The following is a 14,582-nucleotide window of genomic DNA, read 5'->3' as shown; positions in this document are numbered from 1 at the left end:
GCCCCGATCTCTCGTTGCGGGCAATACATCCATTTGTGTGACCATATTGCAAGCGGCGTGTGCCGTCCAAGCTCAATTCGACCCATGGCTGCGGATCGGCGCGACAATCGAGCGCAGGCGGGTATTGCATCCAACCGCAGATCGGCAGATTGCGGGGAAAAGCCGCTTCCTTTGGCCTGTACCTTCGCTATACCAGTGCCGGACGGCGGAAGAAGGGGAAGGATCGGCGATGACGCGACCGGAGAACGGACGATTCACGGCCCGCATCGCAGCCGGGTTCGCTATGGGGCTCCTGGTCCCCTGGGCCCCCTGGATCGCCCCGGCAACACCGAGCGCCTGGGCCGCCGATGCCACCGGGCCCGCCACGGCCGTTCCCGCCGAGACCATTCCGGATTCCCTTCTCCGCAGCCGGATCGAGGCGCTGCTGCCGGCTCCCTGGCGCATCGAAGCGCTGACCGTGGAGCCGCTGGCCGCCCCGCCATCTCCGGAAGCTCGGGTGGCGGCGCGGGTGACCGCGACGGTGGTGCTCGGCGGCCCGACCTATCTGGTGGACAGCCGCGAGGGGCCGGTGACCTTCCTGCGTCTGGCGGCCGAAGCCGGGCTGACCAAGAACTGGGTCGCGACGGCGCTCGCCAGCCACGGGCCCGGCGGCTGGACCGTCGCGCTGACGCCGCAGAGCCCCGGCCTGCTCGACGGGCTCGGCAAGCCGGCCGCCGAGCTGCCCGGCCGCACGGTGGTTCTCGGCACGCCGGAAGCAAAAAGCCTGCGCGAGCAGTTGGATCGCGACGCCGCGCAACGGCTGGCCGAGGACACCGAACGCCGCCGGCGCGAGGAGGAACGGCTGGCCCAGCAGACCGCCGCGGCCAAGGCCGAAACCGCCCGCGCGGAAACCGAACGGCGGGCGGTCGAGGCGCGCATCGCCCAGCTCGCCGACCTGCGCGGCAAGCTGTCTGGTCCGGACCGCGCCGCGCGGCTGGCCGCCTTCGAAGCGGCGTTGGGCGGCAACGATCCGGCATTGCGCCAGACGGCGATGGACGCGGCGCTGCAGAGCCGCGATCCGGTGGTCGCCAATCTGGCGCTGAAGGACTGGATCGCCCGCCACCGCGCCGTTCCGGTCCAGCTCTACGCCACCAAGGAGGATCCCAGTTCCGAGGTGGTGGTGCAGAATCTGGGGCCGATGACGCTGGAGATCGACGGCTTCAGCCCGGTCAACGGCGCGCTGGCCGGCAAGCTGGGGGCGCCCGGCTACAGCATCGCCCGGCCGTCCAGCATCGTCGGCACCCTGGCGCAGACCGAACTGGCGGTGAACTCCTTCGGCTGCGCGCTGACATTGCGGCTGGCCGAGCACCGGACGCTCGACGGGCTTCTGCGCTGCCAGACGCTGCCGACGCTGATCGCCCGCATCACGCTCGATTGAGGGGGGACGCGATGGGCCGAGTGCGGCGGAACTCCACCCTGCGGTTCGCGGCCTCCGCCCTGCTGCTGAGCGCCTGCACGGCCGGCTCCCTGGCCGGCGCGCTGGCCGAAACGCCGGCCAATACGCCGGCCGACCGGCTGACCCCTGCCGCCGCCCCCATCGTCGCCCTCCCCCGGCTGACGCCGACACAGACCCTTTCTCCACCGCTGACCCCGGCCGTGGTCTGGGAGCATCCGCCGGAAGCGCCGCCCCCGCTGTCGCCGCCGGGTCCACGCCCCGCGACGGCCGGGCCCACCGCCGGCCGGGCGCCGGCACCGCCCGCCGTGGTGAAACCGCCCGACGCCAGACCCGCCGAAGCGCTCCCGGCCGTCGCGGTTCCGCCCCTGCCGCCCGTGAAGCCGCCGATCAATCCGCCGGGCGATGTGGCGCTCCCGCCGGCCCCCGCAGCGACGGCTGAAAAGCCGATCACTGAAAAGCCGGGCGCTGAAAAGCCGATCACCCTGGAGCCGCCCGCAAAGCCAACCGCCAAGCCCCCTGCGGCCGCTCCGGCGCGGCGCAGCGTGACGGCCACCGCCGGCATCTACCTGCGGGCGACACCGGACGCCGATGGCCGGGTCCTCGATACGGTGGAGAAGGGCGAGCAGGTGACGGCCTTCGGCCCGCCCGTCGACGGCTGGCAGCGGGTCGGCCGGGACGGGAAGCCGCAGGGCTACGTCGCCGGCGATTATCTGGCGGAAGCCGCGCCGAGCCGCACCACCGCTACTACGGCGCCGCCCAAGCCCGGCCGCTATGCCAAGGCCGATCCGGAGGACCGTGGCTGCGCCCTGCCCGACGACCTGCCGGAGCGGGCGCAGCGCCCCCGCCTGCCCGGCGGGACCGTCGCCCGGCTGCGCGCCGCCGGCAACCTGCGTGTCGCCCCGGTCTGCGACGCCAAGGTGCTGGACGTGCTGGACGCCGGCGAGCGCGTCACCGTGCTGGAGGCCGTCGGCGGCTGGTACAAGGTCGGGCGGAACGGCAAGGCGCTGGGCTATGTCGGCGCCGCCCTGCTGGCGCCCCTCAAGCGCTGAACGGGCGAGACCGCGGAACCGGTACGAGGCTACCCGGAAGGACGCGGCCCGGCCCCCCGTGAAGGGGCTTGTTCGGCCGTGAAAAAGGATTCTACAACAAGGGGGAGGCCGAACTTTCGCGGACAAACGGAGCGCCCGACAAGCCCGCCCCGTCCGACGGTTCGACCACCCCCGCCGGCCATGCGGCGCCGGTCAGGCCGGGCGGGGGCGCGAAGCACGACCGGGACAAGGATCACCACGATGTCGACCCAACACAAACAAGCCATGGACGCGGTCCTGCAGGCCGCCGCGCACGACATCGTCGCCACCCTTCAGGAGCGGGACGTCGCCGACCGCCACAGCGAGGAAGGGGACCTCGTCGTCCTCGACGTCGCCATCCTGCACGCCTACCGCATCTTCATGCGCATCTGCGAGGAGAACGGCCTGGACGTCGACGCCGGCTATTTCGCCGACCTCGCCGCCGACCTGGCCGAGGAAGTATCGCAGGACCAGGACGACTACGAGGACTGACCCCAGGGGACTGTCCCTAGGACCTGAGATCGAGACGAGAATGCCCCCGCCCTTCCCCGCGCTGCATGGGAACGGCGGGGGCAAATCCTTTTTGTGAAAGCCCACATCCGTGCCCCATCCCACCCCAGACGTGGCGATCATCGGCGCCGGCCCCGCCGGGTTGATGGCGGCGGAGATCGCCGCGACCGCCGGCCTGCGGGTCGCCGTGTTCGACCACACGCCGACCCCGGCGCGCAAGCTGCTGCTGGCCGGGCGCGGCGGGCTGAACCTGACCCATTCGGAACCGCTCGACCGCTTCCTGCCCCGCTATGGCGCCGCCGAGCCGCTGTTCCGCCGCCTGCTGGCCGGCTTCTCGCCGGACGACATGCGCGGCTGGGCGGCCGGGCTGGGCATCGAGACCTTCGTCGGCAGCAGCGGCCGCGTCTTTCCGGTGCAGATGAAGGCCTCCACCCTGGTCCGCGCCTGGCTGCGGCGGCTGGACGGGCTGGGCGTCACCCTGCACAGCCGCCACCGCTGGACCGGCTGGGACGACACCGGCGCCCTGACCTTCCATGCGGCCTTCCGCACTGGAGAGGACGTCGTCACCGTCGCCCCGCGCGCCACGCTTCTGGCGCTGGGCGGGGCGAGCTGGCCGCGCACCGGGTCGGACGGCGGCTGGGTCCCGCTGCTGGAGGGGCTGGGGGTGGAGGTGGCGCCGCTGGTGCCGTCCAACATGGGCTTCGAGGTGCCCTGGTCCGATCACCTGCGCGACCGCTTCGCCGGCCAGCCGGTGAAGAGCGTCGGCCTCTCGGCTGCCGGCCGCCGGTTGAAGGGCGAATTCATCATCACCGAGACCGGGATCGAGGGCGGCGCCGTCTACGCCCTGAGCGCCCCCTTGCGCGACGCCATCACCAAGGAGGGCTGGGCGACCCTGACGCTGGACCTGCTGCCGGACATGGCCGAGGCCGAGCTGGTCAAGCGCCTGCGCCGCCGCGGTGCCGAGTCGCTGTCCACCTTCCTGAAGAAATCGCTGTCGCTGACCGGCCCACGCGCCGCCCTGCTGCGCGAGTTCGCCCCCGCCGCCGCCCTGACCGATCCGGTGGCGCTGGCTCGGCAGATCAAGGGGCTGTCGGTGGTGCTGACCGGCGTCCGCCCCATCGAGCGCGCGATCTCCAGCGCCGGCGGCGTCCGCCTGTCGGAACTGGACGAGCGGATGATGCTGACCCGCCGCCCCGGCCTGTTCCTGGCCGGCGAGATGCTGGACTGGGAGGCGCCGACCGGCGGCTATCTGCTGCAGGGCTGCTTCGCCATGGGCGTGGCGACCGGCAAGGGGATGGTGGAGTGGCTGCGGTGAGAGGGAGCCTCCCCCGCAATTTCGGATAGCGTCATCCTTTCGCCACGGTCGGGAGACAAATAATCGTCGGCCCGCCACCGGTCTTCCGGCGGCGGGGATGTAGGCGTATGAGGACCGAAGCGGGAACGTTTCCCGTACTCACCGCATCGACCCGATGGGGCTTCAGCGAGCGCGCCCGTGACCGCCGACCGACCCGACCACCAAAGGGACCAGAGGACGGGCCAGCTCTACGCCGGCCCCCGCCCGGTCCGCACCCGCGAAGACCCGTCGCCGCTCGACCGGCTGACGGCGGGCGAGGTCGCCCGTACGCTGGCCGCCAAGGCGTTCGAGATCGCCCGCGACCGGCTCTCCACACTCGGTCAGAGGCTCGGCCAGGGCAAGCCGCGCCGCAGGCAGCCGCCCCCCTCCGCCGCCCCGCCGCCAACGCCTTACAAGCAGCCCCGCCGGCCGCGCCGCCGCGGCTTGCCGTCCTTCACGCTGCCGTCCTTCACCTTGCCAAGGATCTCCTTGCCCAAAATAAGAGCGTCCAAGCCGTCCGCCCCCCGATCCGGCGGTTCCCAGCCGCCGCAGCCGCCATCCCCGCCCGCCGGGCGCCCCGGCCGGACGCCGCAGCCGCCCCGCAAGGCCGGCGGCGGCTGGATGAAGCGCCTGGTCCAGTGGGGCCTCGTCGCTGCCATCTGGTGCGGCATCGGGCTTGGCGCGGTGCTGGCCTGGTTCGCGCTCGACCTGCCGGACATCTCCAAGGTGGCGCAGTTCGAACGCCGCGCCTCGATCACCGTTCTTGCCGCCGACGGCAGCGAGTTCGCGCGCTTCGGCGACCTGCACGGCACGACGCTGAGCGTGAAGGATCTGCCGCCGCATCTGGTCGACGCCGTGCTGGCGATCGAGGACCGCCGCTTCTACAGCCATTTCGGCATCGACCCGCTCGGCCTTGCCCGCGCCGTCTATGTCAACTGGCGCTCCGGCCGGGCGGTGCAGGGTGGGTCCACCATCACCCAGCAGCTTGCCAAGAACCTGTTCCTGACGCCCGAGAAGTCGCTGAAGCGCAAGATTCAGGAGGCGATGCTGGCGCTGTGGCTGGAGAGCCGCTTCACCAAGGACCAGATCCTCACCGCCTATCTGAACCGCGTCTATCTCGGCGCCGGCACCTTCGGGGTGGACGCCGCCGCCCGCACCTATTTCGGCAAGCCGGCGACCGAGGTCGACATCCGCGAATCGGCCGTCCTCGCCGGCCTCTTGAAGGCGCCGTCGCGCTATGCCCCCAGTTCCAACCCCGATGAGTCGGCGGAGCGGGCGCGGGTGGTGATGGCGGCGATGCTGGATGCCGGATACCTCACCCAGGCGCAATATGATGCCGCCCGCACCGCCAAGCCCTCGCCCAGGCGCCGGCCCGGCGGCGACGGCCGCTATTTCGCCGACTGGGTGACCGATCTGGTGCCGGGCTTCGCCGGCCCCGACCATGGCGACGTCATCGTCCGCACCACGCTGGATCTGCGGATGCAGCGCGCCGCCGAACAGCGGATGGAGGCTCTGCTCGCCGGTCCCGGCGCCGCCGCCAACGTCCGCCAGGGCGCGCTGGTCGCCATGAGCCCCGATGGCGCCGTGCGCGCGCTGGTCGGCGGCCGCGATTACGACAGCAGCGAGTTCAACCGCGCCACCCAGGCGCTGCGCCAGCCGGGCTCGGCCTTCAAGCCCTTCGTCTATCTGGCGGCGCTGGAAACCGGCTGGACCCCCGACAGCCTGATCGACGACGCCCCGGTCCAGCTCGGCAACTGGAGCCCCGGCAATTACGACGGCAAGTACCGTGGCAGCATCACGCTGGCCTCGGCGCTGGCCCATTCGTCCAACACCGCGACGGCGCGGCTGATCGACCGGGTCGGCACCGACCGGGTGCGGCGGATCGCGTCCGACCTCGGCATCGCCTCGCCGCTGACCCGCGACCTGTCGCTGGCGCTCGGCACCAGCGAGGTGACGCCGCTGGAGCTGGTGCGCGCCTATGCCGGCATCGCCAACCGCGGCGTCCCCGTCTGGGCCTATGCCATCACCGAGATCAAAAGCCGCGACGGCACCGTTCTCTACCGGCGCCAGGGCGGCGGCGGCGCGCCGGTGGTCGACCCCGCCCATGCGGTCCAGCTCGCCCGGATGATGAGCGGCGTGCTCGACTACGGCACCGGCCGCAGCGCCCGGCTGAACCGCCCGGCGGCGGCCAAGTCCGGCACCACCCAGGACTATCACGACGCCTGGTTCGTCGGCTTCACCGCCGATCTGGTCGCCGGCGTCTGGCTCGGCAACGACAACAACGACGCCATGAAGAAGGTCACCGGCGGCACCCTGCCGGCCAAGCTGTGGCGCGAGTTCATGTTGGACGCCCATGCCGGCAAGCCCGCCCGCCCGCTCCCCGGCCTGGACGGCGCCCCCGCCTGGACCCCGCCGCCGGGAAGCGCGATGCCGAACGGCGTCCCGATGGCCTCGGCCGACGCGCCGCCGGGCGGCGCCATCGGTTCGCTGATCGAAAAGATCGCCGGCAGCTCCGGCGCCGCGCCGAAGGTGCAGCACGACTACAGCAACAGCGGGGTGCGGTAGGCTCCCTCTCCCGCCCCGGGAGAGGGAAGGGGCCCATGCGGAGCATGGGAAGGGTGAGGGTGATCCGGACATGGATTCCTGATCCTTGCTCACCCCTCACCCTCCCCACGCCTGACGGCGCGGGTCCCCTCCCTCTCCCGGGGCGGGAGAGGGCTTGAAGTTCCCCCCACCGCCCCGACCCTGCTATACCTCCCCCGACTTTCCCCACGGCGGACCACACATGCAGGCGGACGAGCAAACGGACGGAGCGGAACTGCTGGCGGAGGCCGCGCCCCCGCCGGCCGCCGACACCCCAACTCCGCCCGCCGCTCCGCCCGCCCGCCCCCGCGACGCCCTCAACCCGCTGCTCAGCGTCGCCGCCCCGGTGCTGGCGCTCGCCACCTCGCTGCGCGACCGCGCCCTGACCGACCCGCCGCGCGCCGCCGCCGCCGCCGCGCTGGAGCGGTTCGACCGCGCCGCCTTGACGGCCGGCCTCGACCCTGACGACATCCGCGCCGCCCGCATCGCGCTGGCCGCCACGCTGGACGACGTCGCCCGCGCCGCCGGCCATGGCGGAGCGGCGGTGGCCGAGCCCGGTGCCGGCGTGCGCTTCTTCGACCTGCTCGACGGCATGCTGGGCGACCCGCGCCGCCACCGCTACGCGCTGGAGTTGTTCTACGCCTGCCTGTCGCTCGGCTTCGAAGGCCGCTTCCGCGACAAGCCCGGCGGCGCCCACGACCTCGCCCGCCTGCGTGACGAGCTGTACCGCATCCTGCGCCGCGCCCGCGGCGACGTGCCGGCGGAGCTGTCTCCCGCCTGGACCGGGGTGGCGGAGCCGTTCCGGCCTATTGGCAACCGGCTGGGCGGCGGCTTGCCCGGCTGGCTCATCTGGGCGGCGGTGGCGCTGGGCCTGTCCGGCCTCTATGTCCATCTCGCCGGCACCCTCGACCGGCAAGCGGAGCCGGTGGCCGCCCGCATCGCCGCCTTGCTGCCCGACCGGCCGATCGAGATCGCCCGGCTGATCCCGCCGCCACCACCCACCGCCGGCCCGGCATTGATCGCCCGCATCACCGGCCGGCTCGCCCCGGAGATCCGCACCGGCTCCGTCGAGGTGCTGGCGGGGGAGGACGGTGCCCTGGTCATCCGCATCCCGGCGGCGGCGATGTTCGCCACCGGCAGCGACGCCGTGAAGGCCCGCCACCGCGCCATCGTCGAGCGGGTGGGCCAAACCCTGGCGACCGAATCCGGCAGCGTGCTGGTGGTCGCCCACACCGACGACCAGACCCCGCCCACCGGCCGCCTCGCCACCGCGCAATCCCTGACCGACGCCCGCGCCGAAGCCGTCCGCAAGCTGCTGGAGCACACGATCGTCCCCGCCCGCCTGTCGGCCGAGGGCCATGGCGACCAGGAGCCGGTCGCGCTGAACGACACGCCCGCCGGGCGCGACGCCAACCGGCGGATCGACATCCGCCTCTATCCGCAATAGGGCGCCCGCCATGGCCGATCCCCGTCCCAAGAAGGCTGGCGCCACTCCGGCAAAGAAGCCCGTGGCGAAGAAGGCGCCGAAGCAGACCGTCAGGCGCCGCAAGCCCGCCGCCACTCCCTCTCCCCACCGCTCCGCCCGCGCCCGCTGGGCGACCTCGCTGGCGGGCGCGCTGGCGCTGGGGCTGGCCGGTTGGCTGCTGCTGCCGCGTCTGGCGGCCTCCGCCGCCCCTCATCTGCTGCCGACCATCCAGGCCGACTGGAGCGTCCGCCTGCTGCCGCTGCTGCTGGCGCTGGTGGTGTGGATCGCCGTCAACCGCCGCATCGACGGCCGCGAGCGCGCCGCCAACGCCCGCCTGCTGGAGGCGCTGGCCGCCGGCCGCGACCCGGAACTGAAGGCCTCGCTGGAGGAGATCGGCGTGGTGCGCAAGCGCCTCGACGCCGTGCTGGCCCAGCTGCGCAAGCGGCGGGGCGGGCGCTATCTCTACCAGTTGCCCTGGTATCTGGTGATCGGCGCCCCCGGTTCGGGCAAGACGACGGCGCTGGCCAACACCGGCCTCGCCACCCCGCTGCTCAACGGCACCGTCACCGGGCCGCTGGCCGGTCTGGCCGGCACCCGCAACTGCGACTGGTGGTTCACCGACCGCGCCGTGCTGATCGACACCGCCGGCCGCTACACCACCCAGGACAGCCGGCGCGCGGTCGACGGCCGGGTGTGGTCCGGCCTGCTCGACCTGTTGAAGGAGCATCGCCCGCGCCAGCCCGCCAACGGCGTCCTTCTCACCATCAGCATCCCAGAGTTGACCGGCTGGACCGACGCCGAGCGGCGCAATCATGCCATCCTGATCCGCCAGCGCCTGAACGAGCTGCGGGTGCAGCTGGGCGTCCGCCTGCCGGTCTATCTGCTGCTGACCAAGGCCGACCTGCTGGGCGGCTTCGCCACCTTCTTCGATCCGCTGGACCGCGAGGCGCGCAGCCAGATCTGGGGCCTGACCCTGCCGGCCGCCGAACCGGAAAGCGGTCCACTTTCCGCCTTTCGCGACCTCTATGCCGGTCTGGTGCGGCGGCTGGACGAGCGGCTGCTCGACCGGCTGCACCAGGAGCCCGACATCCGCCGCCGCAGCGACGCCTTCACCCTGCCGCTGCGGGTGGCGGAGCTGGAGCCGGCGCTGGCCGACATCGTCGACACCGTCTTCGGCTCCGAACAGGGCGAGGAGACGCCGCGCCTGCGCGGCCTCTACCTGACCAGCGCCACCCAGACCGGCGGCCCGCTCGGCCTGCTGGAGCCGGAGGCCGACGGCCCGGCCTCCACCTATTTCCTCGACCGGCTGCTGCCCGAAATCGTCTTTCCGGAGGCCAACCTCGCCCAGGTCGACCGCGTGCTGGAGCGCACCCGCCGCCGCCGCAACGCCCTGTCCGCCGCCGCCGCCCTGCTGCTGGGCGCGGCGCTCGGCGGCTGGTGGCTGGTCAGCGCGCGGGGCAACGCCGCCCTGCTGGAGCGCGCCGACGCCGGGGCCATGGCGGTGGAGGCGGCGCTACGCCCGCTCGACACGCCGCCGCGCGCGCTGGCCCGGGTGGACGATGCCGACCCGGCGGCGATCCTGCCGGCGCTGGATGCCCTGCGCGCCCTGCCGCACGCCTTCGACGATGCTCAAAGCTGGGCCGAGCCGAAGCTGGCCGGCGGCCTCTACCAGGGTGCCCGCATCGCCGTCCCGGCGCGGGAGGCCTACAGCCGCGCCCTGCGCAGCCAGTTCCTCGCCCGCGTCGCCCTGCGGCTGGAGGAGCGGCTGCGCGCCGACTGGGCCTTGCCCGACCAGCTGCGCCGGACCCTGCGCCTTTACCGCATGGTCGGCGGGGCCGAACCGATGGATGCCGGCGCCCTGGCGGAATGGCTGGCGCTCGACTGGCAGCGCACGCTTCCCGGCCCGGCCAACGAGGCGGCGCGCCGCGCCCTCGGCGACCATCTGGCCGCGCTGTTCGCTGTCGGCTTCGCCCCGGTCCCGCACGACGAGGCGCTGGTCGCCCGCGTCGAGGAGGTGCTCGCCGAATCGCAGACGCCCCCACAGTCAGCCCAGCCCAGCCGGGCCGCCCTGCCATGATGGGATCCTTCGGCACGCCGCGCGGCCTTGCCGCCGGGGTGGGCGCCGATCCGGTGATGGGCTTCCACGGCAAGGTCCCGGTGCGCGGCGATTTCGTCGGCCACGGTCTGCCGCCGGCCGTGCTCGGCCCATGGGACCGCTGGCTGTCGGCGGCGCTGGGCGAGGCCGCCAGCCAGCTTGGCGCCGAGTGGGAGTCGCTGTTCGCCCAGGCCCCGGTCTGGCGCTTCGCCCTGTCGGCCGGGCTGTGCGGCGCCGCTCCGCTGATCGGCGTGTGGATGTCCAGCGCCGACCGCGTCGGCCGTCCCTATCCCTTCACCATCGCCGCCGGCCTTCCCGCCGGCTTCGACATCGCCGACGCCCCCGCCGCCTGCGCCGCGTGGCTGACCCGTGCCGAGGCGCTGGCCGCCGACGCCTGCCGCGCCGGTGCCGATGTGGAGGGCCTACCGGCCCGCCTCGCCATCCTCGGCCGTCCCGAGCCGGAGCGCGTCGGCGCCGCCACCCGCGCCTTGCTCGGCCGCCTGTCCGGCCCCTTGCGCGCGGATGCCAGCCTGTGGTGGACCCGCGGCGCCGGCCGCATCGCGCCGTCCCTGCTGTCCTGCCCCGGCCTCCCCGCCGCCCCCCGCCCGACCGCCTTCCTCGACGGCGCCTGGACCCGCTGGGGCTGGGAGAATACCGGGGAGGAGTAGGGGCCCGTCACCGCACCCCCGCCATCTCGCGATCGAAGCGGGCCAGCGCCTCTTCCAGCCCCCATTGCACCCGCGCCTTCTCGCTGCGCTCCGTCACCGCGCGGCAGGCGTCCTCGTGCATCGGTGGCGTGCAGCCGGGAGCCGACCACAGGCTGTCGCCGGGCAGGAAGCTGTGCTCCAGGCTGGCGCGCGCCAGCCCGACCAGATCGCCATAGCCCAGCCCGAACTCCTCGACCGCGCGCTGCAGCTCGTTGGTCAGGTCGATCCTGCTGACGCCTTCATCGTCGGTGGACAGCACCACCGGCACGCCTGCGGCGCGATAGACCGGCAGCGGGTGGTTCCGGCCGCTGACGCCCAGGATCTTGTCGTTGCTGGTCAGGTTGATCTCCACCGCCACCTTGCGCCCAGCCATCGTCCGCAGCAGGCCCTGGGGATCGTCCTCATACATCACGTCGACGCCATGGCCGATGCGCCGGGCGCCGGCAATCTCCACCGCCTTGCGGATATGGTCGCGCAGCCGCTCCGGCGGGACGAGGCCCAGCGTCAACTCGCCGGCATGGAGCGCAATGTTGGTGCCTGGATTGCGCCGTACCGCCTCCGCCACCATGCGCATGTGCAGGTCGTAGTCGTTCAGCGCCACCGGATTGTCCTCCGGCGCCACGAAGTTCAGGCCGACGATTCGCGGCTCCTGCGCTTCCAGCAGGGCGTTGAACAGGGTGGTGGCAAAGACCGGCCCCGGTCCTTGCGTGCGCGCCACCTGCTGGAGGTAGCGCACCGACACCGCGCAGCCCGGACGCGCCGCCGGCGTGCCGCAACCCAGGACGGAGCGCATCCGCGCCTCGGCCGCGTCGATCTCCTGCCGGGCCGGGGCGACCAGCGCCGGCAGCCCGGCGGCGATCAACGTGTCGGCGGTGCCCGTCAGGTCGGCCGCCGCCTGCGGCGTCCAGGGGAACGCCTTGCCGATGGCGGCGGCCGGGCCGGTGCCGAAGGACACCATCAGCTCGACATGGCGCTCGCCCTGGCGGCCGGCGCGGTCCACCACCTCGGCCAGCAGATCGCCGGTGGATGTGGGGGTCGAGGAGGCGGCGGCGCGGAACCGCCCGAAGGTGGCGAAGAACTGGTCATGCAGGCTGTAGCCGGAGACCGGCAGCGCGTCGCGCGTCGACAGCGCGTCCAGCGCCACCGGATACAGCACGCTGTCGGCGGTCACCGCCGCGGCACCCGGCCGCCCGGCCTCGGGCTCGCAGGGCGCCTGCGCCGTCGGTGCCACCAACGAGTTGGCCTTGACGTCGAAGCACAGGCCGGCATCCGCCGCCATCCGCATGTAGCTCTCGGCATAGACCGCACCGGTCAGGTGGCTGTGCAGGTCCGCCCCCTTGGGCATGCGATAGAGGAAGGCGCGCAGCTCCGGCGGGCTGGTCCGCACCGCCTCGAACCGCCGCGCCGCCGCCGATCCCGCGACATCGCTCCCCGTGGCGCCTCCGCCCGTCATCTCCGCCGTGGCGCAACCCGCCAGCAGCAGCGTCGCCGCCAGCGCACCCGTCACGCCGCCCTTCACGCGCCCGATCATTCCCGTGTCCGACATGCACCCGACTCCTTATTCTCCTTTTGCGGGTATGGATGCCGTGATAATCGCGCATGCGCAATGGTCCGGCCCGATGGAAGGTTGCGGATCGAAAGGCTGTAGCGGGGCGGCAATTCCCGGTATGGTGCGGCGATCTTTTCGTGTTCCCGCCGTACCCGCCGTCTTTGGAGCCGCCGCGATGACCGACACCCCCGCCCCGACCCTGCTCGACGCGGCCAAGCGTTTCCGCAGCAACGATCTGGCGGGGGCGGAACAGGACTGCCGGGCGATCCTGGCGACGGATCCGCACAACGCCCAGGCGCTGCATCTGCTGGGGCTGGTCGCCGCCCACACCGACCATCCGGAAAACGCGCTGGCCCTGTTCGCCCAGGCCATCGCGGAGAACGGCAACGACCCGTCCTTCCACAACAGCCGCGGCAGCCTGCTCTTCCAGCAGGCCCGCCCGGCCGAGGCGGAGGAGGCGTTCCGCGCCGGCCTCGCCATCAACCCGCGCCTGCCCGAACTGCACGGCAACCTCGGCAACGCGCTGAAGGCGCAAAGCCGGCTGGAGGAGGCGGCGGACTGCTTCCGTACCGCTCTGGACCTCCGTGCGGAAGCGCCGGAGATGCACCATTTCCTCGCCGCCACCCTGCGCGAGCTGGGCGAGCTTGAGGAGGCGGAAGAGCATTTCCGCACCGCGCTGGCGCAGGCCCCCGATTATCTCGACGTCCATTACAGCCTGGCGGAGCTTCTCTCCACCCGCGGCCGGCTGGCCGAGGCGGAGGCGGAGTTCCGCACCGTGCTCGCCGCCGCCCCGCGCTTCGTCCCCGCCCAGGTCGGCCTCGCCCATGTGCTGCAGAGCCTGGACCGCGCGGCGGAGGCCATCGAGGTGATCGAGGCGGCGCGCGAACAGGCCCCCGACCACCCGATGGTGAAGTTCACCCGCCGGCTGATCTATTCCAACGCGGTGCCCGGCTGGCACCTGCCGATGATCAACGATTTCGAGCGGAACGAGGCCTACAAGCAGTCGCTGGAACGGGCGGTGAAGCCCGATTCGCTGGTGCTGGAGATCGGTACCGGCTCCGGCATCGTCGCCATGATGGCGGCCCGCGCCGGCGCCAAGAAGGTGGTGACCTGCGAGGTCAACCCGATCCTCGCCCGCGTCGCCAAGGAAACCGTGGCGCGCAACGGCTTTGCCGGCCGCATCGACGTGGTGCCGCGCCTGTCCACCCAGCTGACGGTGGGCGACGGCGGCGACCTGCCGGAGAAGGCCGACGTCTTCGTTTCCGAACTCATCAACATCGGCATGCTGGCCCCGCGCATGCTGTCGGTGCTGCAGCATGCCCGCACCCATCTGGTGAAGCCGGGCGGCGCCATCATCCCGCGCGCCTCCACCGTCTACGCCATGCTGGTGGAGACCCCGGAGTTGGCCCGCATCAACCCGGTGGAGACCATCGACGGCTTCGACATGGGCAGCTTCGACGTCTTCCGCTCCCCCGGCTACCAGCAGATCGACCTCGGCGCCGACGCCCACACCCCGCTGTCCAAGCCCTTCACCGCGCTGGATTTCGACTTCACCCGCAACATGCCGGAAGAGGGCGAGCGGGTGATCGACGTGACCATCGTCACCGCCGGCACCTGCCACGGCGTCGCCTTCTGGTTCGACCTCTTCATGGACGACGAGGTGGTCTACAAGTCGGAAAGCCGCGCCCGCACCAACCATTGGAAGCAGGCGATGACCTTCCTGGAAAAGCCGATCGCGCTGTCGGCCGGCGACCGCCTGCGCATCGTCGCCCGCTACGACAACAACCAGATCTCCTTCGGGGTGGACGGGTTGGCGGGGGGCGTGCGGGGGTAAGCGG

General features: G+C 72.7%; 10 protein-coding genes. 9 read left to right on the top strand and 1 reads right to left on the bottom strand.

Features of this window, described 5'->3' with window-relative positions; genetic code table 11:
* Nucleotides 1-229: 229 nt before the first annotated feature.
* From TSO5_RS09240 to tagF, 8 genes are all read left to right on the top strand, one after another.
* Complete coding sequence (locus TSO5_RS09240) at nt 230-1,417, top strand: hypothetical protein (protein ID WP_109151308.1); 1,188 nt, start codon at nt 230-232, stop codon at nt 1,415-1,417.
* A gap of 11 nt (nt 1,418-1,428) precedes the next feature.
* Nucleotides 1,429-2,484, top strand: coding sequence for an SH3 domain-containing protein (locus TSO5_RS09235; protein WP_109151307.1), 1,056 nt, complete (start codon nt 1,429-1,431; stop codon nt 2,482-2,484).
* Nucleotides 2,485-2,724: 240 nt separating this feature from the next.
* Entirely contained in the window at nt 2,725-2,994 is a 270-nt protein-coding gene (locus TSO5_RS09230) for a hypothetical protein (RefSeq protein WP_085087355.1), read from the top strand.
* Nucleotides 2,995-3,103: 109 nt separating this feature from the next.
* Entirely contained in the window at nt 3,104-4,327 is a 1,224-nt protein-coding gene (locus tag TSO5_RS09225) for a TIGR03862 family flavoprotein (RefSeq protein ID WP_282183504.1), read from the top strand.
* Nucleotides 4,328-4,504: 177 nt separating this feature from the next.
* Nucleotides 4,505-6,910 carry a penicillin-binding protein 1A gene (locus tag TSO5_RS09220; protein WP_109151305.1) on the top strand — a complete coding sequence of 802 codons (2,406 nt, stop codon included), beginning with the start codon at nt 4,505-4,507 and terminating at the stop codon, nt 6,908-6,910.
* Between the two features lie 220 nt (nt 6,911-7,130).
* Nucleotides 7,131-8,375, top strand: a complete 1,245-nt coding sequence (gene icmH / locus TSO5_RS09215; protein ID WP_109151304.1) for a type IVB secretion system protein IcmH/DotU — start codon at nt 7,131-7,133, stop codon at nt 8,373-8,375.
* Nucleotides 8,376-8,385: 10 nt separating this feature from the next.
* On the top strand, nt 8,386-10,470 hold the full coding sequence (gene tssM / locus TSO5_RS09210) for a type VI secretion system membrane subunit TssM (protein WP_109151303.1): 2,085 nt from the start codon (nt 8,386-8,388) through the stop codon (nt 10,468-10,470).
* Nucleotides 10,467-11,156: a type VI secretion system-associated protein TagF gene (gene tagF, locus TSO5_RS09205; protein WP_247870663.1), complete on the top strand. Its 690-nt coding sequence runs from the start codon at nt 10,467-10,469 to the stop codon at nt 11,154-11,156. Before tssM ends, tagF begins: the two co-directional genes overlap by 4 nt.
* Nucleotides 11,157-11,163: 7 nt before the next feature.
* On the opposite strand, the gene TSO5_RS09200 is transcribed toward tagF, so the two are convergent.
* Nucleotides 11,164-12,741 (bottom strand): adenosine deaminase, encoded by a 1,578-nt coding sequence (locus tag TSO5_RS09200; RefSeq protein WP_146203717.1) that lies wholly within the window; start codon nt 12,739-12,741, stop codon nt 11,164-11,166.
* Between the two features lie 178 nt (nt 12,742-12,919).
* Here TSO5_RS09200 and TSO5_RS09195 point away from each other — a divergent pair, with 178 nt between their 5' ends.
* Entirely contained in the window at nt 12,920-14,578 is a 1,659-nt protein-coding gene (locus TSO5_RS09195; RefSeq protein ID WP_109151301.1) for a tetratricopeptide repeat protein, read from the top strand.
* The last annotated feature ends 4 nt before the right edge of the window (nt 14,579-14,582 follow it).

It is taken from the genome of Azospirillum sp. TSO5 (assembly GCF_003116065.1).
In the GTDB taxonomy this organism is placed as follows: Bacteria; Pseudomonadota; Alphaproteobacteria; order Azospirillales; family Azospirillaceae; genus Azospirillum.
The sequence above is the reverse complement of the archived record's forward strand: the minus strand, read 5'-3'. Positions and strand labels throughout refer to the sequence as shown.

Bases quoted from the DNA above. Each gene is read 5' to 3' on its own strand.
- TSO5_RS09240 (WP_109151308.1), top strand. From the start codon at position 230: ATGACGCGACCGGAGAACGGACGATTCACGGCCCGCATCGCAGCCGGG.
- TSO5_RS09235 (WP_109151307.1), top strand. From the start codon at position 1,429: ATGGGCCGAGTGCGGCGGAACTCCACCCTGCGGTTCGCGGCCTCCGCC.
- TSO5_RS09230 (WP_085087355.1), top strand. From the start codon at position 2,725: ATGTCGACCCAACACAAACAAGCCATGGACGCGGTCCTGCAGGCCGCC.
- icmH (WP_109151304.1), top strand. From the start codon at position 7,131: ATGCAGGCGGACGAGCAAACGGACGGAGCGGAACTGCTGGCGGAGGCC.
- tssM (WP_109151303.1), top strand. From the start codon at position 8,386: ATGGCCGATCCCCGTCCCAAGAAGGCTGGCGCCACTCCGGCAAAGAAG.
- tagF (WP_247870663.1), top strand. From the start codon at position 10,467: ATGATGGGATCCTTCGGCACGCCGCGCGGCCTTGCCGCCGGGGTGGGC.
- TSO5_RS09200 (WP_146203717.1), bottom strand. From the start codon at position 12,741: ATGTCGGACACGGGAATGATCGGGCGCGTGAAGGGCGGCGTGACGGGT.
- TSO5_RS09195 (WP_109151301.1), top strand. From the start codon at position 12,920: ATGACCGACACCCCCGCCCCGACCCTGCTCGACGCGGCCAAGCGTTTC.